The organism is uncultured Eudoraea sp. (genome assembly GCF_947258525.1).
In the GTDB taxonomy this organism is placed as follows: Bacteria; Bacteroidota; Bacteroidia; order Flavobacteriales; family Flavobacteriaceae; genus Eudoraea.
In genome coordinates this window covers 52,105-70,261 of the sequence record NZ_CAMYIP010000015.1, presented here as the reverse complement: position 1 = coordinate 70,261, position 18,157 = coordinate 52,105, and the positions used below count along the sequence as shown (strand labels likewise).

Sequence of the window (18,157 nt, the reverse complement as noted above, 5' to 3'; positions counted from 1 at the left end):
CCTGAATTGCTGCTATTGAGTCTGTTTTACTTGCCTTTGCAGCCTGTAATTCTTCTTTAGTTTGTGAAAAGGAATAGACCGTGCCCGCTAGCATTGCTATCATCAACAATATTTTTTTCATAATGTCTAGTTTTTAATTTAGAGCAGCAAATGTAATGATAGTTTGGAAAATATAATAAACCGCGTTTATTTCCTTTTAAACAATGGTACCGAGGAGCAAGCTTCTCCATACATAATACTCTTAGCAACAGCTTGAAGTTTAAGAGTGGCCCATAAATAGGCATTTGGTGGTACAGGTTTATTACTACAACCCTTGATTATAACAGATTTGTCTTTAAAATCAGAGACATTCATTTTTTCAATTATCTCCTGAAAAAGGGTGGTCTCCAGATCTTCCAGAGAACCCAGGGCTACTTTCTTTGCGTATGGTTGCAATTTTGTGGAGATTAGCATATACGCCCATCCCGGAATTATAGCCTCTGTGGAGCAATATAGAGCAACATATGCATCTTTATACTGTGCCCAATTATGCTCTGCGATTTGGTTTCTAAAATCCTTCTCTTTTAATATAAGATCTTGGAATAGCCAGTCCTTTATGTCAATTTGAAGCCTGGTCCCCTCAGGATAGAATTCTTCTAAATCCAGGGTCACGAGCTTACTTTGGGCTACACGATTTACTATTTCAGACATAATTAAGAGATATTCTTAAAACAATAAATTAAAGAAGCCCTAACTCTAGTTTGGCTTCTTCACTCATTAGATCCTGAGTCCATGGTGGATCAAAGGTAATTTCAACTTCCGCACCTTTAACAAGGTCCAGAGATTTTACTCTTTCTTCAACCTCAACCGGCAGGGTTTCTGCTACCGGGCAATTAGGTGAAGTTAATGTCATCAATATTTTTACATCCTTGTCTTCATTAACAAAAACATCATAGATTAATCCCAATTCATAAATATCAACCGGAATTTCAGGATCATATATTGTCTTCAGAACGGCCACTATTTTCTCACCAAGTTCCTGTGTATTTATAGCTGTTTCACTCATATCTGATGGATTAATTATTTAATTCAATTGTGTTTGGTATGCAATTGCATACAATTTCAATTGCTTTATCATGCTTACCAGCCCATTAGCCCTGGTAGGAGATAAATGATCTTTGAGTCCAATTTTATCAATAAAATTGGTATTTGCTTCAATAATATCTTTTGGCTTTTGATTACTAAAAGCTCTAATTAAAATAGCTATAATTCCTTTAGTAATAATGGCGTCACTATCGGCTGTAAAAACCAGCCTGTCTCCCTCCAACTCTGCATGCACCCATACCTTACTCTGGCAACCTTTGATTATATTGTCTTCAGTTTTATACTGTTCTTCAATTAAAGGAAGTGATTTTCCCAATTCTATCATATATTCATACCGCTGCATCCAGTCATCGAACATGGAAAACTCTTCTACAATTTCATTTTGAATTTCTTCGATACTCATAAAACGAATTTCAGCGAAAATACGACAAGTATTATTGGTTTTCAATAGTTTGGGAAAATGATAACAAGCTGGGTTTAGCTTAACATCTGTTTGGCTTTCTTTACACCTTCAACAAGAATGTCTACTTCATCTTTTGTATTATAAAAGCTAAAACTCGCCCTAATTGTTCCCGGTATATTATAATAATCCATAATCGGTTGTGCACAATGATGCCCGGTCCTGACTGCAATTCCTAATTTATCCAGAATGGTCCCTATGTCATATGGATGAATGCCTTGTACATTAAAGGAGATTACTGATGTTTTATGTTGGGAAGTTCCATATATTTTTAATCCTTTGATTGATTTGAGTTCTTCTGTGGCATATTCAAGAAGCTCTTTTTCATAACTGGCAATTGCCTCATAACCCAAAGAATTCATGTAATCAATCGCTGCACCAAAAGCAATTCCGCCACATATATTTGGCGTCCCTGCCTCAAACTTGTGCGGTAAATCGGCATAGGTTGTCTTTTCAAAGGTGACCTCTGCTATCATCTCTCCACCACCCTGATACGGGGGTAATTTTTTGAGCCATTCTTCTTTTCCATATAAAATGCCTACTCCGGTAGGACCACAAATCTTATGTGCAGAAACTGTATAAAAGTCAGCATTCAACTTTTGAACATCAATTTTAATATGGGGTGCAGCCTGAGCTCCGTCAATTAACACGGCTGCTTCAACTTCATGTGCTAAAGAAATGATTTTCTCAATAGGATTTATTGTCCCCAGGGCATTTGATACATGATTGCAAACCACCAATTTCGTGTTATCTGAAAGCAGTTTTGCATATTCCTCTATAAGCAGCTCCCCCTCATGGTTCATTGGAATTACCTTTAAAATTGCTCCCGTTCGTTCACATAACATTTGCCATGGAACAATATTGGAATGATGTTCCATAGCTGAAACCAATACCTCATCACCTTTTTTCAAAAATGAAGTAAAGCCACTAGCTACTAGGTTAATGCTATCCGTGGTTCCGGAAGTAAAAATTATTTCGTGAGGTTCAGCCGCATTTATATGATTCTGAATCTTTTTTCGAGCGTTTTCATAGGCATCTGTAGCCTCCTGAGATAACGAATGAACACCCCTGTGTATATTGGCATTATAACGAGAATAATAATCTACAATGGTGTCAATTACCTGTTTTGGTGTCTGCGAGGTAGCCGCATTGTCAAGGTAAACCAAAGGATATCCATTAATTTTCCTTTTAAGAATAGGAAAATCCTTGCGAATAGTTTCAATATCCAATTTCGTTATAATCATATGGACCGTACTGTTAGATACCAAACAAATTATTAAAGATCAAAACCAAGTTGAACACCTAATTTTTCTGCAATCAACCTATTTATTCTCAATTTCAATTCAGGAATTCGAACACTTTCCAACACATTATTAGCAAACGCATACATTAGGAGTGCTGCAGCTTCTTTTTTTGGTATTCCTCTGGTTTGCAGATAAAAGAGTGCCTCTTCATCTAATTGTCCTATAGTACATCCATGGGAACATTTTACATCATCTGCAAATATCTCCAATTGTGGTTTTGTATTTATGGTTGCCTTATCGCTTATCAAAATATTGTTATTCTGTTGGAAGGCATTGGTCTTTTGGGCAATTTTATCCACAATGATCTTGCCATTGAAAACCCCTACAGACTTTGCACCATAAATTCCTTTATAATCCTGATGACTTTCACAATTTGGCTCTTTATGATGCACCAGGGTATGATGGTCTACATGCTGTTTCTCCCCTAATATTGTTACCCCCTTCATTGTTGAGTCAATATATTCTCCGTTTTGGTAATAATTAAGATTATTCCTGGTTAACTTTCCTCCAAAGGAAAATGTATGCACCTTTACAACGCTATTGCTCTTTTGAGAAATGTAGGTATTATCTATTAGGGAAGCATTTTCCACGTCATTTTGAACTTTGTAATAATCTACAATGGCATTCTTTGCCGCAAAAATTTCGGTTACCGAATTTGTCAATACCTCATTAGAAGTAAGACTCTGATGCCGCTCAATAATCTGAAGTTCAGCATTTTCTTCTGCAATAATTAAGTTGCGGGGTTGCAACAATAATGAAGCCTCATTACCTGTTGCAAAATGTAAAATTTCTATTGGCTTTTTTGGTATTTTATTTTTAGGAATATAGATATAAGCTCCTTCTTTACTAAATGCTGTATTTAATGTAGTAATCGATTCTTCCTTGGAGGCTACTTTATTAAAGTAAACATCTATTATCTGCTTATACATTGGTTTGCTTAAAGCAGCGCTCATAAGGCATATATCTACCCCGTCATGAGTAGTTTCAGAAAGGAATGAACTGTAGACTCCATCAATAAAAACAATTTTATATGTATCTATCTCATGAAGAAAATATCGCTTAACATCCTTGTATTCCAGGGCATTGACCTTTTTTGGAAAGATGCTGAAATCTATTTTCTGTAAGCTGTTCAATGAAGTGTATTTCCAGGCTTCGTCTTTTCTATTTGGAAAACCTTTAAGTTCAAAGTTCTTAATTGCCTCCGAGCGTATATCATGAACCGGATGATCTACATCCACATTGTTCTCAAATGCCAGGAACGAAGAAACCAGTTTTTCCTTTAAATCCATAATTTTTTCTATTTATTGTCTTAATAAAAACAATGCTTATTAAATAATGCAATTGTATTTCTAGACAACCGATTCATTTTTTATCCAATCATATCCTTTGTCCTCCAATTCCAGAGCTAATTCTTTAGTCCCTGATTTCACAATTTTACCTTCGTGCAGGACATGTACAAAATCCGGAACAATATATTCCAGCAATCGCTGGTAATGCGTAATAACCAGTATTGCGTTGTCTTTAGCCCTGAGTTTGTTAACTCCATTAGCTACAATTCGCAAGGCATCGATATCCAGACCTGAATCTGTTTCATCCAAAATAGCCAGTTTTGGTTCCAGCATGGCCATTTGAAAAATTTCATTTCTCTTTTTTTCACCACCTGAAAACCCTTCATTTAAAGAACGAGATAAGAACTTTCTGTCTATTTCCAACAATTCCGATTTCTCCCGGATAAGTTTCAACATTTTGTTGGCCGGCATATCTTCTAATCCACGTGCTTTTCTCGATTCATTTATTGCCGTTTTCATAAAATTGGTCACCGATACCCCGGGTATCTCAACAGGATATTGAAACGAAAGAAAAATTCCTTTATGTGCCCTTTCTTCAGGGGAGGTGTCTTCCAGGTCCTCTCCCTCAAATTCAATATTCCCTTCTGTTATTTCAAATTCTTCCTTTCCTGCTATCACGGCGGCAAGGGTGCTTTTTCCGGAACCATTTGGGCCCATTATAGCATGCACTTCACCTGGATTTATTTCAAGGTTTATTCCGTTTAATATTTCATTGTCTTCTACGCCTGCGTGCAGATTATTTACTTTTAACATATTCTGATTTAGTTTAAATATTGAGGTGCTTTTGGCATATTATTAAAATCGTCTTTTTGATGCTGCAAATATACTTTTGCCTTTTTTTCTTCCGCAAAAGCTTCAAATTTTTTCATGCTCTCCCTGGTCTGTGCGACATCATAATTAAAAATTGGGATTCTCTTGTACTCCCTGTTCTCATAAAAATGATATAGATCTCCCGACAAAAGCATAGGTCCGTGTTCTTTTAAATCAAGAAACAAAACCTGATGCCCGGGGGTATGGCCCGGCATATACTTTAAAATAACCGTGCCATCCTTAAATACATCAAAATCTCCTTTTATTTTTTTAATTTTCTTTAAGTCCTTAATTGCGTTGTACATATCCGGGTTAGATTCTCTGACCTCTTTTCCTGTAACAAAATCGTACTCTTCCTTCTGCACAAGCCATGTTGAATTCTTAAATAAATTGGCATGTCCGCTATGATCAAAATGAGTATGTGAAAGGGATATATATTTGAAATCGTCGGGGGTCATCCCAATTTGTTCTAATTGATTTAAAACGGAATCCTTTCGGGAAACAGTAAAGGCGCCATCAGGTGAAGTATAAGGTTCGGGTAGTCCAACCAGGGATTCTGGAAGTCCTGCATCCCACATTAGGTTCCCTTTTGGATGTTTTATTACATAAAATGCATCAGCAAATTCTTTACTTTGTCCTTTATAGGACTCATCCTGTGCAAACAGCCCTAATGTATTTACTACCACTGTACCCCCATCAAAAGTATAAAGTTTCACTTCAGTTTTGGAGCTAGTTTCTGTATTTTCAGAAACAGACACGACTTCCTTTTTTGCTTCTTTACAGGCAAATAGGGAGACAATTACCAATAATGCTATATACTTTTTCATAGTACTTAACCCACTGATCCTTCAAGGCTTATTTCTAATAGTTTTTGTGCTTCAACAGCAAATTCCATTGGAAGCTTGTTAAGTACTTCCTTGCTAAACCCGTTTACAATCAGGGCAATAGCTTTTTCCGTTTCTATACCCCGCTGATTACAATAAAAAATCTGATCTTCCCCAATTTTACTGGTAGTAGCTTCATGCTCAATCTGTGCCGATTTATTCTTTACCTCTATATATGGAAAAGTATGTGCCCCGCAGTCATTTCCCATCAACAAGGAATCACATTGTGAAAAATTCCTTGCATTCTTAGCTCTGCTGTTTACTTGCACCAAACCCCTGTAGCTGTTTTGCGACTTCCCGGCAGAAATCCCTTTCGAAATAATTGTACTTTTTGTGTTCTTACCTAAATGAACCATTTTTGTCCCTGTATCAGCCTGCTGAAAATTATTAGTTACCGCGATGGAATAAAATTCACCAATAGAATTATCTCCTTTTAAAATACAGGAAGGGTACTTCCATGTAATAGCAGAACCGGTTTCAACCTGTGTCCAGGAAATCTTTGCATTTTTTTCACATAGCCCCCTTTTGGTAACAAAATTGTAAACTCCTCCTTTACCCTCTTTATTACCAGGAAACCAGTTTTGAACTGTGGAATATTTAATTTCTGCATTATCCAAAGCAATAAGTTCTACAACAGCGGCATGTAATTGGTTTTCATCTCTGGATGGTGCCGTGCAGCCTTCCAGATAACTTACATAACTACCTTCATCTGCGACTACCAGCGTACGCTCAAATTGTCCGGTGCCAGCCTGATTAATTCTGAAATAAGTTGACAACTCCATAGGACATCTGACTCCTTTAGGGATGTAACAAAACGAACCGTCTGAAAATACAGCAGAATTTAGTGCCGCATAGTAGTTATCCTTTTGAGGTACAACAGTCCCAAGATGTTTTTTAACAAGTTCCGGATGTTCCTTTATTGCTTCGGAGATAGAACAAAATATAATCCCTTTTTCTGCCAATGTTTTTTTGAACGTAGTTGCTACAGAAACTGAATCCATAACAATATCAACGGCTACTCCTGCAAGTTTTTTTTGTTCATCTAAAGAAATCCCCAGTTTTTTAAAAGTATCCAATAACTCCGGATCCACCTCGTCTAAACTATCGTATTTAGGTTTTTTATTAGGTGCCGAATAATATGAAATATCCTGAAAATCCGGTTTTTTATAATGAATATTAGCCCATTCGGGTTCAGTCATTTCCTTCCAGACCCGAAAAGCTTCAAGTCGCCATGAAGTCATCCATTCCGGTTCTTCCTTCTTTTTGGAAATTGCGATTACAATCTCCTCATTTAAGCCTTTGGGAAATGTGTCGGACTCAATATCGGTATAGAAACCATATTCATATTCCTTGGTTTCCAGCTCTTTTTTTAATTCTTCTTCGGTATATGCCATAGGCTTTTAAACCCTTATAAGGGATTCCTTTTTGTTATAATGAAAAACTTTCACCACAGCCACATGTGCGCTGTGCATTAGGATTATTAAAAACGAATCCCTTACCGTTGAGCCCTCCGGAATACTCCAGCGTTGTTCCAACCAGGTAGAGAAAACTCTTTTTATCTACAATAATGCGTACAGCATTGTCTTCGAAAACCTTATCAGTTTCATCAATTTTATTGTCAAATTTTAATTCATAAGACAATCCACTGCAACCACCGCTTTTTACACCAACCCTAACAAAATCCTTTTCCGCGTTAAAACCTTCCTCACTCATAAGTAAGGCAACCCGCTTTTTTGCTGTTTCAGATACTTTGATCATTTTATATCCTTATTTGGTATTATTCTAAATAGTTTACAAATATAGGGTATAGTTAGGGTTTTACAATAATTCCTAACATTATTATAACGTATAAAACCATAGAGGATATCTATTGGGTTTCATCAGAACTATGGGAGGGTAAGATAGAATTGGATAACTTAAAAACCGGACTTTTAGGAGATTGTCCCTAATTGATAATTTTTATTTGATTTTTATAATTACAACGTCTGAAAGTCCTTTATTTGCGAGATTCGGGAAATCATTGCTAGTGCTTTCACCAACCAGAAGAATACTTTTATCTTCATTCTCAACAGCATCAAAACCATAATCCAGATTTGATCCTCCATAAGAACCCTGCCAAAGCAGATTACCTTCGGAGTCTGTTTTTATTAACCAAATATCGTTTTCTCCTTGATTTTCTTCAGCATCCCCATCGGTACTTTTTGTATTGCCGGTAATAATAAATCCTCCATCTTTAGTAGTCGTTACGGCCTGGGCGGCATCGAACTGCGAGCCTCCAAAGGTCTTCTCCCATAACAGATTACCATTTGCATCAATTTTTATTAGCCATACATCAGATTCCCCATGATTTATTGAAACATCCTTATCTGAGCTAAAGGTATTCCCGGTGACCACGTAGGCACCATCAGTAGTTTTTGCAATATCATATGCCACTTCAATGCCTGAACCACCAAATGAGCGTTCCCATAACAACTCTCCCGAAGCCGTTAATTTAATTACCCAAAAATCGTAGCTGCCTTTAGTATTCGATATATCATAATCATCACTTTCAGAAAATCCTGCCATTACAAAACTTCCATCGTCTGCCTCAATAACGGCATGGGCTCTGTCGTTATTGGTCCCCCCATAGTAACTCCTCCATTCCAAACTACCCTTGGCATCTATTTTAGTTCCCCAAAATTCGCCCACACCATGCCTGGTCAGAAAATTGCCCTTGTAATATGTGCCATCGTCAAGGGCTGCTGTAATATCTAAGAACCCGGCGAAGAAAAATCCCCCGTCCGCAGTTTGTAGTAAATCATATGAATGATCATGACCAGAAAAACCAAAACTTTTTTCCCATTCAATAGTCCCTGATTCATCTAGTTTTAAAATCCAGTTATCATGGAATCCCTCATTGTTGCTTCCATCTCCATCATCGCTCATTGCATATCCTGTAATGGCATAGCCGCCATCTGAGGTCTGGATTATGGATTGCCCTTTGTCATCCTTACTACCTCCGTAAGTCTTACTCCAAAGAAGATTCCCCTCATCATCTAACTTTAAAACCCAATAATCATTTACGGGAATAGATTTGTCTGCCAGATCACCATCGGTACTTTTTGAATATCCCAGAATTGCATAACCCCCATCGTTTGTGCTAATAACGGATTGCGCGGTCTCTTCGTCAGTACCCCCGAAATTCTTTACCCAATCAATTTCACCTAAAAAAATTGCATTATCATAGGCATTGTCAGGGACTACCGTCTCATCATCTGAACATGAAAACAGAAACACTGCAATAACCAATGTATAAAAGCTTTTCACTGCTAACTTAATTTGACTTTTTAATTACGAATAAACCAGAATTGATATCATTTACAATGATTTTTTCACTTTCAAAATAGGGATAGACACTCCATACACCTTCAAAAGCGGCCGTATTACTTAAGGGATATGTATCAAAAAAGCCCTCTTCAACAATTGTCTGTCCGTCAATTCCTGAAATATCCAGGATTCGAACGCCTGCAGTATAATTTGCAAGATAAAAATCATCCCCTTTAACATATCCATTGTGGTCAATAGCTGCCGTCTCACCTAAATAAGTAGTGTGCAAAATTGGATTTTCAAGGTCTGTAAGATCAAAGACCAAGGTCCGCGAATCAAAACCAAAGGTCAACTCATCGGTTTCATCTCCTAAAATAAAATAACGTTGATCTTCAGAAAACCATCCCTGATGTGTGTACCCTATATTGCTGTATTGAAAAGTACTGATCTGCTGAGGGTTATTTTTATCTGTAACGTTGACAATAGCAACCTGATTTTCATTCGCCCCTATAAAAATTTCCTGCCCTGTATAATTTGCGTCCGGACCATTATAGGTTTCTACCTGTGCATCGTGAGAGTAACCGTTAGCGCCATAGCCACCGGCTGCGATTGGATTTTTAGGATCCTGAATATCAATAAAGTGGGCTCCTCCGTTAAAAGTGTCCGTACCAACCGCATAAGCATATCCGCTGGCTTCATTGATAACAATATTATGTGCATTCCCAAAACCGGTATAGCGGGTATCTGCCTCAAAATTTTCAGGAGCATTCGCCACATTTCTCAATTTTGTTAAATCAAAAACCTGCATCCCATGGCCACCGGCTTCAGAGACAATAAATGCATGGTCCTGATATACTTTAATATCTCTCCAGGAGCTCGATGCAGTTGCTGTTGGTAATTTTCCAAGATAAATCAGTTCTTCGGTATCCGTTATGTCAACAAAGGCAGTTCCATTATTCAAACCAACCAATGCATATTCCTTACCTGTTGTGCTGTCTGTCCACCCCCAGATATCATTCCCTGCAGAAGCGCTAAATGAAGTCAGACTTATTTGACCCAACAGGTCATAACCATTACAGGGATAAATGCCGGCCATGCCATCCTGACAAGGAGAAAATCCCGTTTGTGGATTTTCAATCATCTCTTCCGGGGCATCATTAACAGGAGTGTTGTCACTACTAGAGCAGCTAAATAGAAAGAATAGGCCAGAAATTAGCAGGAGAGTTTTATTCATGGGGTAAAAAATAATTATTCTTTTTCGGTGTAAAGATAATATATTATTCTCATCCGCTTATTTTTGCACTATGTTTGAAGATAAGAATCAGGATAAAACTTCCTTAGAGCAATTGGGTGAATTCGGACTAATCGATCACCTGACACGGAATTTAAAATTGCATCATAAATCTACTATTAAGGGTATTGGAGATGATGCCGCTGTGCTCGATTTTAAAGATAATAAGACACTTGTCTCTACAGATTTGTTGATTGAAGGAATACATTTTGATCTGAGCTATATGCCTTTGAAGCATCTGGGGTATAAAGCTGTAATGGTTAATTTATCCGACATTTACGCAATGAATGCAAGGGCTACGCAGATTACGGTTTCCGTTGCGGTCTCCAATCGTTTTCCTCTGGAGGCTTTAGAAGAATTCTATAAGGGAATTGAACTTGCCTGTGAGCTTTATAAAATAGATTTGGTTGGAGGAGATACTTCCTCTTCTACTACAGGAATGATCATAAGCATTACTGCACTAGGGGAAGCTGCAAAAGAAGACATAGTTTACAGGAGCCAGGCAAAACCAAATGATCTGCTGGTAGTAAGTGGCGACCTGGGAGCAGCCTATATGGGGTTGCAGGTATTAAAGCGTGAAAAGGAAGTATTTAAAGTAAATCCTAATAGTCAGCCCGATCTATCTGCATATAGTTATATCATTGAGCGCCAATTAAAACCTGAGGCCAGAAAAGACATTGTGGAATTATTAGAGAAGCTTGGGATTCAACCTACTTCTATGATTGATATCAGTGATGGGCTTTCTTCAGAAATTCTTCATTTGTGCAAGCAGAGCGACGTTGGTTGCAATCTTTATGAGGACAAAATCCCTTTAGATCCGACAGTAATTTCAGCCTGCGAAGAGTTTAAACTGGATAGCACTTTAGTTGCTTTGAGTGGTGGAGAAGATTATGAATTACTGTTCACAATTGATCAAAAAAAATTCCCGGAATTAAAGGGCAATCCTAACTTTACTGTTGTGGGGCACATAACAGAAAAGAATGAAGGCGCACACTTAGTTTCCAGGAATAATTCTAAAATTCCTCTTACCGCTCAGGGGTGGAATTCATTTGCCAAAGCATAATTAAGCCACCTGTTGTGTATGGGTAGTCCTATGTCTTTTTTGGTACAAATCTTCTAAGGTTGCATTGATCTCCTGAAGTTCAGGAGTTAAAACGGATAGGTTTCCGCTTACGTCTGTTGTGACTTCCTTGCCACAGTGAACACACTTATATTCCTTTATGTGTAAAGTTACCTTCTTGGATACGGAATAATGGTGGCCAAAAATATTGCAAAATATTTTTTTCATATTGTAGGTTTTAGGTCTGCATTGGTAGGGTTTGGGGATCCTTAATATGCAATAATAAACACTCAGTAAAAGTAATTGAGACAATAATTTCAATTAGCTTAATTTCAGAACGCATCTAACTTGCATTTTATTGGGTGGCCCCTATAAATTTTATGCTTTTTTCGACGAACGTCTCTTTTTACGACAAATTGTAAGTTTAAGCAGTTGAATTTTGTTTAAGATTTAGTCTTTTTTGATTTATCTTTCACGCTTGATTAATTCTATGGCTAGAATAAAAGAAACGCTGGTTACAGCTTTTGCTCTTTTCTCTCTTTTCTTTGGAGCAGGAAATCTAATTTTACCACCTCAACTTGGATTCAAAGCAGGGGAGCTTTGGTGGTTGGTCGCTCTTGGTTTTGCCATTTCAGCAGTTTTAATCCCAATATTTGGCATTCTCGGTCATGCAAAACTACAAGGGACAATGTTCGATTTTGCCTCTAAAGTTTCACCTTTATTCAGCTTAATTTATTGCTTCACGATTTATGGGGTTTCAGTTTCTTTACCCTCTCCGAGAACGGCTTCTGTTACCCACGAAATTGGCATAGCACCTTTGCTTCATAATTCTACTTTGAGTACAAGCATCGTTTATTTTGTTTTAGTATTCATTTTTGTAATGAACCGTACAAAAATTTTGGACATTATAGGCAAGTATTTAACTCCGGGCATTATTCTTATCCTTTTGGCAATTATGGGTATAACGTTGTTTTCCTTCCCGCTGGATTTTGGCACAAACACGTTCATCAATCCAATGACGGCAGGAATTTTGGAAGGTTATCAAACCTTTGATGCCATAGGAGCCATTGTCGTGGGAGGGGTCATTATAACCTCTATTAACCTTAGGGATAAAGAAGCTTCCTATGAGCGCAAAAAAGCCTTACTTGGGAGGGCCGGTTGGCTGGCCGGATTCGGCTTAATATTGATTTATTCTGGGTTAATTTTTACTGGGGCTGTTATGCAGGGAGAGTTTGATGGGGCTATTTCACGTACTTCACTTATTACCGGGATAAGTAAAATTACATTAGGTTCTAAGGCAAATCTATTTTTAGGAATATTAGTAAGCCTGGCATGTTTTACTACGGCTGTAGGAATTGTAGTCGGAACAGCAGATTTTGTAAAATCGCGTTTTCCAAAATCGAACAAGGCATATTTGATTACTGCGGTGGTCAGTTGTTTCCTTGGAGTGCTAATGGGGCAATTTAATGTAGATTACATCATTGCTATTGCATTACCTATTCTAATGTTTATTTATCCAATTACTATAGTTTTAATCTTACTTAATGTGATTCCTGAAAAATTTGGTTCCCCTAAAGTTTTCAGGGCGGTTGTAATTACTACAATTCTTTTCAGTATTCCTGATTTTTTAGGAAGTATTGGCTTAAGCGGTTATATAGAATCCATTACAAGATGGATTCCGCTAAGCACCTTAAGTATGGGATGGGTATTACCCGCTTCAGCGGTTTTTATTTTAGCTAATATTGGTAAAGGAAATAAGTCTGCCGGCTCCCTGTGAAAGATCAACCAGAACTGGTTTTCTAAATTAGCTATTCATAAGATCTTCTATCTCATCAATTTCAATCGGGATATCCCGCATTAGATTGAAGGGAGATCCTTTTTCCGTAATAACCACATCATCTTCAAGACGAATTCCCATTTTTTCATCCGGAATATAAATGCCAGGTTCTACTGTAAAAACCATATTAGATTTCATGGGTGTCTTTAAAGCACCATAGTCGTGAGTATCTAATCCCATATGGTGACTCGTGCCGTGCATAAAGTATTTTTTATAGGCGGGCCAGTCTTTATTTTCTTTTTGAACATCTTCTTTGTCAAGTAATCCCAGCCCAAGTAGTTCAGATGTCATTAGCTTTCCTACTTCAACATGATAATCTGCCCATAGCGTACCAGGCACCAACATATTAGTGGCCTCATTCTTAACACGGAGTACAGCTTCATAAACTTCACGTTGCCTTTTAGAAAATTTGCCGTTAACCGGAATGGTCCTGGTCATATCACTTGCATAATTTGCATATTCAGCACCTACATCCATCAGGATAAGATCTCCATCTTTGCATTGATTGTTATTTTCAATATAATGCAAAACATTCGCATTATTGCCTGACGCTAGTATTGGAGTATAAGCGAATCCCTTTGAGCGGTTTCTAATAAATTCGTGTAGAAATTCGGCTTCTAATTCGTACTCCCAAATACCGGGTTTTATAAATTTTAATACGCGACGAAAACCCTTTTCTGTAATATTACAAGCATGCTGGATTAGTTTAATCTCCTTTGCTTCTTTTACGCCCCTGATCTGTTGTAAAATAGGATTACTCTTGGCCACACTATGCGCTGGAAATTCTTTCTTGCATTTTATAATAAAACGGTCTTCTCTTGTTTGAGTCTCTACTGATTGCCTGTAGTGCTCGTTAGTATTAAAATAAATACATTCCGCTTCAGTCATTAGACCAAAAAATACCTTGTCGAATTCTGTTAACCAATGCACAGATTCTATCCCGGAAACAGCAGTGGCTTGTTCCTTATCTAATTTTGCTCCTTCCCAAATTGCTATATGCTCGTTTGTTTCCCTTACAAATAATATCTCCCTATTTTTTTTGTCAATGGCATCCGGGAAAAGTAAAAGGATAGATTCTTCCTGATCTACACCACTGAGATATAAAATATCCCTATGCTGCTGAAAGGGCATCGTACTGTCTGCACTAATAGGATAAATATCATTGGAATTAAAAATGGCAATACTCTTGGGCTTCATTTGAGCCATGAATTTAGCCCGATTTTTTTTGAACAGCTCGCTGTCTATTTGTTCATATTTCATAAAACGAAGTACTTTGCTCAAAAATAAGCATAAGCACCATCACTTCAAATAGGAAGACATATTAATACCTATTTATACTTCAATAATTCCTAATCAAATAAATAAGCAATCTGAAGTCTATTAGCTTATTCTTGTCTCCACAACTCCAATTTCATATTTTCACGTATTAATATCTATATAAAAACCCATGAGATTAAATCTGTCACAAATACTATTTGTCTTTTTTTTGATTTGTACAGCGCCATCTGTATCAGCTCAGTCCCAAAATATTAAAGAGGCCCTGGAGCTAAAAAAACAAATGGAAGCTAATTCCCTTGTTAAGAATATTTCTTTCTCTGGTATTGGACCTACAATAATGAGCGGAAGAGTTGTAGATCTTGATGTAAATCCCGATGATCCCACTGAATTTTTTGTAGCCTATGCCTCTGGAGGCTTATGGCATACAAATAATAACGGAACCACATTTTCGCCTGTTATGGATAATTCAGCCACACAAAATATTGGGGATATTGCAGTCCATTGGAATTCCGGGACCATTTGGGTAGGAACTGGTGAAAACAACGCTTCTCGTTCATCTTATGCCGGAATAGGTGTCCTTAAATCAGAGGATATGGGTAAATCCTGGACAAATATGGGCCTTCTGGATTCACAACATATTGGACGGATTGTTATAAATCCAGATAATCCAAACGAGTTGGTAGTGGGTGTAACGGGTCATTTGTATACAAAAAATGAAGAGCGAGGCATTTATAAAACTTCCGATGGAGGTGCCACCTGGGAACAATCCTTGTATATAAATGATTCCACTGGTATAATTGATTTGGCCTTTGTCCCTGGGAATTTTAATATTATGTATGCCGCAGCCTGGGAAAAAGATCGAAAAGCCTGGAATTTTAAAGGTAATGGCACCGGTTCCGGGATATATAAAAGTATTGATGGGGGTACAAACTGGACCAAAATTAGTGGTACTGACAGTGGATTCCCGACAGGGGAAAATGTAGGTCGGATTGGGCTGGCGGTATATGATGAAAATACCCTGTATGCGGTTCTGGATAATCAGTTTCGAAGAAGTAAGAAGGAAATTGATCCTGAAAAAACCGACGGACTTACTAAAGATATGTTTAAGTCTATGAATGTTGATACTTTTCTAAAACTGGATAATAAGGAACTTAATCAGTACCTGAAAAGAAATGGGTTTCCCAAAAAATATGAAGCTGAGAATGTAAAACAGCTTATTCAAAATGGTACAGCTAAACCTCAGGATCTCGCCAGCTATCTTGAAAACCCCAATGCCACTTTAGTTGATACCCCGGTTATTGGTGCTGAAATATACAGAAGTGAAGATGGGGGCATAAGCTGGAGCAAAAGAAATGAAAAATATCTCGATGATCTTTATTACAGCTTTGGGTACTATTTTGCACAGGTCAGAGTAGATCCATCTGATAAAAATAAAATTTACACGGGCGGTGTTCCGCTAATAAAGTCCGATGATGGCGGTAAAACCTTTGTTTCAATTAATGGGGATAATGTACATGTGGACCATCACGCGCTATGGGTAAATCCTCAAAAACCCGGACACCTGATTAATGGAAATGATGGGGGAGTAAATATCTCCTATGATGACGGAGCGAATTGGATTAAAAATAACAACCCGGCCGTAGGTCAATTCTATACCATTAATATTGACTATGAAAAACCTTATAATGTATATGGAGGCCTTCAGGATAACGGTGTGTGGAAAGGGGCCAATAATTCTGTGGAGAATAGCAAATGGCATCAGACCGGACAATACCCCTGGAAAAGGATTCTCGGGGGCGATGGGATGCAGGTTCAAATAGACAAAAGGAATTCAAATATTGTTTACAGCGGATTTCAATTTGGCAATTATTATCGTCTTGACTTGAATGAAGATAAATCCACCAGCATAAAACCAAGGCATGAACTTGGTGAGCAGGCATATCGCTTTAATTGGCAAACGCCCATAGTGCTATCCTCACATAATCAGGATATTCTTTATTTAGGAAGTAACTATCTTCATCGATCACTCGATCAGGGAGATAACTGGGAGATCATCTCCGGGGATCTTACACGTGGAGGAAAAAAAGGGAATGTCCCCTTTGGAACTATATCTGCGATTAGTGAATCTCCTTTAAAATTTGGTTTGATTTATACCGGGAGTGATGACGGTCTCGTTCATCTATCAAAAAATAGTGGTAGTAGCTGGGATTTGATATCTGCTGAACTTCCTCAAAATCTCTGGATTAGCAGAGTTGTGGCATCGAAACACAAAAAAGAGCGGGTTTACCTAACTCTTAACGGCTACCGAAAAGATGATTTTACTCCTTATATTTATATGAGTAATGACTATGGTAATTCCTGGAAAAATATCGCATCCAACATCCCTGCTTCGCCTGTTAATATAATCATTGAAGATCCTGAAAATGAAAATCTCTTGTTTATAGGTACAGACAATGGACTATACATGTCTATCAATCAGGGTGATTCCTGGGAATCTTTTCAAAGCGGTATTCCCGGGGTTGCTGTGCACGATTTGGTAATTCAACCAGAGGCCAAAGACCTGTTGGTTGGGACCCATGGCAGAAGTATCTACAAGGTAAATATTTCAAGTTTGCAGGAAATGAACAAGGGAATCCTAGCTAAAGAATTGCATGTTTTTAAACCCGATAACATTAAACACTCTCAAAGCTGGGGTAATCCATATAGTTCCTGGTCCAAACCAGATACTCCCGGATTGGATATTGTAGTATACTCAAAAAATTCAGCGACTTATTCTGTAAAAGTATATTCTTCGGATAATACAGTAGTTAGTGAATCCGTACTTAAGACAGACAAGGGCTTAAATGTTATGTCTTTTGATGTAGCATTTTCCAAAAAAGGAAAACTAGCTTATTTGAAAAAAAACAAAGTGAAACTAAAAACTGCAAAGGATGGCAAAACCTATTTACCAATAGGTGAGTATGGGGTTGAAATTTCTTCAGATACGGTAAGTGAAAAAATTTATTTCAAAATTGAATAAACCTTAAATCTATATATGCAACTAACACTAAGTATTCCGGCTCTATTATTCCCTGCTATTTCATTAAGCATGTTAGCCTATAATGCACGATATCTGGCAATTGCAGCGCTCATACGTCAGTTGCACAAGCAATATCAGGAAAAAGCATCCCGTGGATTAGGGATACAAGTGCGTCAATTAGAAAGACGACTTAGAATTATTAAGAACATGCAGGCCGTTGCAATACTGAGTTTCCTCTTTAGTGCCATTACTATGTTCCTTATCTATATTGAACAAGAATTCTGGGCCAACCTCATCTTCGGCATTAGCTTACTTGCTCTTATGATTTCTTTGATTTTATCTTTAATTGAAGTCCAACTCTCTACGAATTCCCTCAAAATTCAATTGTCAGATATGGGAGACAAAACTTAGAAATAAAGGTATTCATTGTAATTTATAATTCAATTTCGCCCTTTTATTTATTGGCAAAATAACAG

Annotated in this window: 17 protein-coding genes; 4 read left to right on the top strand and 13 right to left on the bottom strand. The window is 37.5% G+C overall.

Annotated features, from left to right (window positions below; genetic code table 11):
• Nucleotides 1-186 precede the first annotated feature (186 nt).
• The 11 genes from Q0X89_RS01225 to Q0X89_RS01175 form a co-directional block, all read right to left on the bottom strand.
• Nucleotides 187-690, bottom strand: coding sequence for a DUF2480 family protein (locus Q0X89_RS01225; RefSeq protein WP_297690790.1), 504 nt, complete (start codon nucleotides 688-690; stop codon nucleotides 187-189).
• A gap of 28 nt (nucleotides 691-718) precedes the next feature.
• Entirely contained in the window at nucleotides 719-1,045 is a 327-nt protein-coding gene (locus Q0X89_RS01220; protein WP_297690789.1) for a DUF59 domain-containing protein, read from the bottom strand.
• 18 nt (nucleotides 1,046-1,063) lie between these two features.
• Nucleotides 1,064-1,486 (bottom strand): SufE family protein, encoded by a 423-nt coding sequence (locus Q0X89_RS01215; RefSeq protein WP_297690788.1) that lies wholly within the window; start codon nucleotides 1,484-1,486, stop codon nucleotides 1,064-1,066.
• Between the two features lie 74 nt (nucleotides 1,487-1,560).
• On the bottom strand, nucleotides 1,561-2,787 hold the full coding sequence (locus Q0X89_RS01210; protein WP_297690787.1) for an aminotransferase class V-fold PLP-dependent enzyme: 1,227 nt from the start codon (nucleotides 2,785-2,787) through the stop codon (nucleotides 1,561-1,563).
• A 32-nt stretch (nucleotides 2,788-2,819) separates the two neighbouring features.
• Nucleotides 2,820-4,136 carry a Fe-S cluster assembly protein SufD gene (gene sufD / locus Q0X89_RS01205; RefSeq protein WP_297690786.1) on the bottom strand — a complete coding sequence of 439 codons (1,317 nt, stop codon included), beginning with the start codon at nucleotides 4,134-4,136 and terminating at the stop codon, nucleotides 2,820-2,822.
• A gap of 60 nt (nucleotides 4,137-4,196) precedes the next feature.
• A complete protein-coding gene (sufC, locus tag Q0X89_RS01200) occupies nucleotides 4,197-4,949 on the bottom strand; it encodes a Fe-S cluster assembly ATPase SufC (RefSeq protein ID WP_297690785.1) in 753 nt (250 codons plus the stop codon).
• 8 nt (nucleotides 4,950-4,957) lie between these two features.
• Complete coding sequence (locus tag Q0X89_RS01195) at nucleotides 4,958-5,833, bottom strand: N-acyl homoserine lactonase family protein (protein ID WP_297690784.1); 876 nt, start codon at nucleotides 5,831-5,833, stop codon at nucleotides 4,958-4,960.
• Between the two features lie 5 nt (nucleotides 5,834-5,838).
• Nucleotides 5,839-7,284, bottom strand: a complete 1,446-nt coding sequence (gene sufB / locus Q0X89_RS01190) for a Fe-S cluster assembly protein SufB (RefSeq protein ID WP_297690783.1) — start codon at nucleotides 7,282-7,284, stop codon at nucleotides 5,839-5,841.
• A gap of 34 nt (nucleotides 7,285-7,318) precedes the next feature.
• Nucleotides 7,319-7,648 (bottom strand): iron-sulfur cluster assembly accessory protein, encoded by a 330-nt coding sequence (locus tag Q0X89_RS01185; protein WP_297690782.1) that lies wholly within the window; start codon nucleotides 7,646-7,648, stop codon nucleotides 7,319-7,321.
• Between the two features lie 201 nt (nucleotides 7,649-7,849).
• Complete coding sequence (locus Q0X89_RS01180) at nucleotides 7,850-9,196, bottom strand: hypothetical protein (protein WP_297690781.1); 1,347 nt, start codon at nucleotides 9,194-9,196, stop codon at nucleotides 7,850-7,852.
• 7 nt (nucleotides 9,197-9,203) lie between these two features.
• Nucleotides 9,204-10,430 (bottom strand): choice-of-anchor B family protein, encoded by a 1,227-nt coding sequence (locus tag Q0X89_RS01175; RefSeq protein ID WP_297690780.1) that lies wholly within the window; start codon nucleotides 10,428-10,430, stop codon nucleotides 9,204-9,206.
• A 70-nt stretch (nucleotides 10,431-10,500) separates the two neighbouring features.
• On the opposite strand from Q0X89_RS01175, the gene thiL reads away from it, so the two are divergent.
• Complete coding sequence (gene thiL, locus Q0X89_RS01170) at nucleotides 10,501-11,550, top strand: thiamine-phosphate kinase (protein WP_297690779.1); 1,050 nt, start codon at nucleotides 10,501-10,503, stop codon at nucleotides 11,548-11,550.
• Here thiL and Q0X89_RS01165 read toward each other — a convergent pair whose 3' ends face one another.
• Nucleotides 11,551-11,775, bottom strand: a complete 225-nt coding sequence (locus Q0X89_RS01165; RefSeq protein WP_297690778.1) for a hypothetical protein — start codon at nucleotides 11,773-11,775, stop codon at nucleotides 11,551-11,553. It abuts the gene before it with no gap.
• 262 nt (nucleotides 11,776-12,037) lie between these two features.
• Between Q0X89_RS01165 and brnQ the strand changes: the two genes are divergently transcribed.
• Nucleotides 12,038-13,324 (top strand): branched-chain amino acid transport system II carrier protein, encoded by a 1,287-nt coding sequence (brnQ, locus tag Q0X89_RS01160; protein WP_297690777.1) that lies wholly within the window; start codon nucleotides 12,038-12,040, stop codon nucleotides 13,322-13,324.
• Nucleotides 13,325-13,351: 27 nt separating this feature from the next.
• Here the strand turns inward: brnQ and Q0X89_RS01155 are convergent, their stop codons facing one another.
• Nucleotides 13,352-14,644 (bottom strand): aminopeptidase P family protein, encoded by a 1,293-nt coding sequence (locus Q0X89_RS01155; RefSeq protein ID WP_297690776.1) that lies wholly within the window; start codon nucleotides 14,642-14,644, stop codon nucleotides 13,352-13,354.
• Nucleotides 14,645-14,831: 187 nt separating this feature from the next.
• On the opposite strand from Q0X89_RS01155, the gene Q0X89_RS01150 reads away from it, so the two are divergent.
• Nucleotides 14,832-17,681: a sialidase family protein gene (locus tag Q0X89_RS01150; protein WP_297690775.1), complete on the top strand. Its 2,850-nt coding sequence runs from the start codon at nucleotides 14,832-14,834 to the stop codon at nucleotides 17,679-17,681.
• A gap of 15 nt (nucleotides 17,682-17,696) precedes the next feature.
• Entirely contained in the window at nucleotides 17,697-18,092 is a 396-nt protein-coding gene (locus Q0X89_RS01145) for a DUF2721 domain-containing protein (protein ID WP_297690774.1), read from the top strand.
• The last annotated feature ends 65 nt before the right edge of the window (nucleotides 18,093-18,157 follow it).

Bases quoted from the DNA above. Each gene is read 5' to 3' on its own strand.
- Q0X89_RS01225 (WP_297690790.1), bottom strand. From the start codon at position 690: ATGTCTGAAATAGTAAATCGTGTAGCCCAAAGTAAGCTCGTGACCCTG.
- Q0X89_RS01220 (WP_297690789.1), bottom strand. From the start codon at position 1,045: ATGAGTGAAACAGCTATAAATACACAGGAACTTGGTGAGAAAATAGTG.
- Q0X89_RS01215 (WP_297690788.1), bottom strand. From the start codon at position 1,486: ATGAGTATCGAAGAAATTCAAAATGAAATTGTAGAAGAGTTTTCCATG.
- Q0X89_RS01210 (WP_297690787.1), bottom strand. From the start codon at position 2,787: ATGATTATAACGAAATTGGATATTGAAACTATTCGCAAGGATTTTCCT.
- sufD (WP_297690786.1), bottom strand. From the start codon at position 4,136: ATGGATTTAAAGGAAAAACTGGTTTCTTCGTTCCTGGCATTTGAGAAC.
- sufC (WP_297690785.1), bottom strand. From the start codon at position 4,949: ATGTTAAAAGTAAATAATCTGCACGCAGGCGTAGAAGACAATGAAATA.
- Q0X89_RS01195 (WP_297690784.1), bottom strand. From the start codon at position 5,833: ATGAAAAAGTATATAGCATTATTGGTAATTGTCTCCCTATTTGCCTGT.
- sufB (WP_297690783.1), bottom strand. From the start codon at position 7,284: ATGGCATATACCGAAGAAGAATTAAAAAAAGAGCTGGAAACCAAGGAA.
- Q0X89_RS01185 (WP_297690782.1), bottom strand. From the start codon at position 7,648: ATGATCAAAGTATCTGAAACAGCAAAAAAGCGGGTTGCCTTACTTATG.
- Q0X89_RS01175 (WP_297690780.1), bottom strand. From the start codon at position 10,430: ATGAATAAAACTCTCCTGCTAATTTCTGGCCTATTCTTTCTATTTAGC.
- thiL (WP_297690779.1), top strand. From the start codon at position 10,501: ATGTTTGAAGATAAGAATCAGGATAAAACTTCCTTAGAGCAATTGGGT.
- Q0X89_RS01165 (WP_297690778.1), bottom strand. From the start codon at position 11,775: ATGAAAAAAATATTTTGCAATATTTTTGGCCACCATTATTCCGTATCC.
- brnQ (WP_297690777.1), top strand. From the start codon at position 12,038: ATGGCTAGAATAAAAGAAACGCTGGTTACAGCTTTTGCTCTTTTCTCT.
- Q0X89_RS01155 (WP_297690776.1), bottom strand. From the start codon at position 14,644: ATGAAATATGAACAAATAGACAGCGAGCTGTTCAAAAAAAATCGGGCT.
- Q0X89_RS01150 (WP_297690775.1), top strand. From the start codon at position 14,832: ATGAGATTAAATCTGTCACAAATACTATTTGTCTTTTTTTTGATTTGT.
- Q0X89_RS01145 (WP_297690774.1), top strand. From the start codon at position 17,697: ATGCAACTAACACTAAGTATTCCGGCTCTATTATTCCCTGCTATTTCA.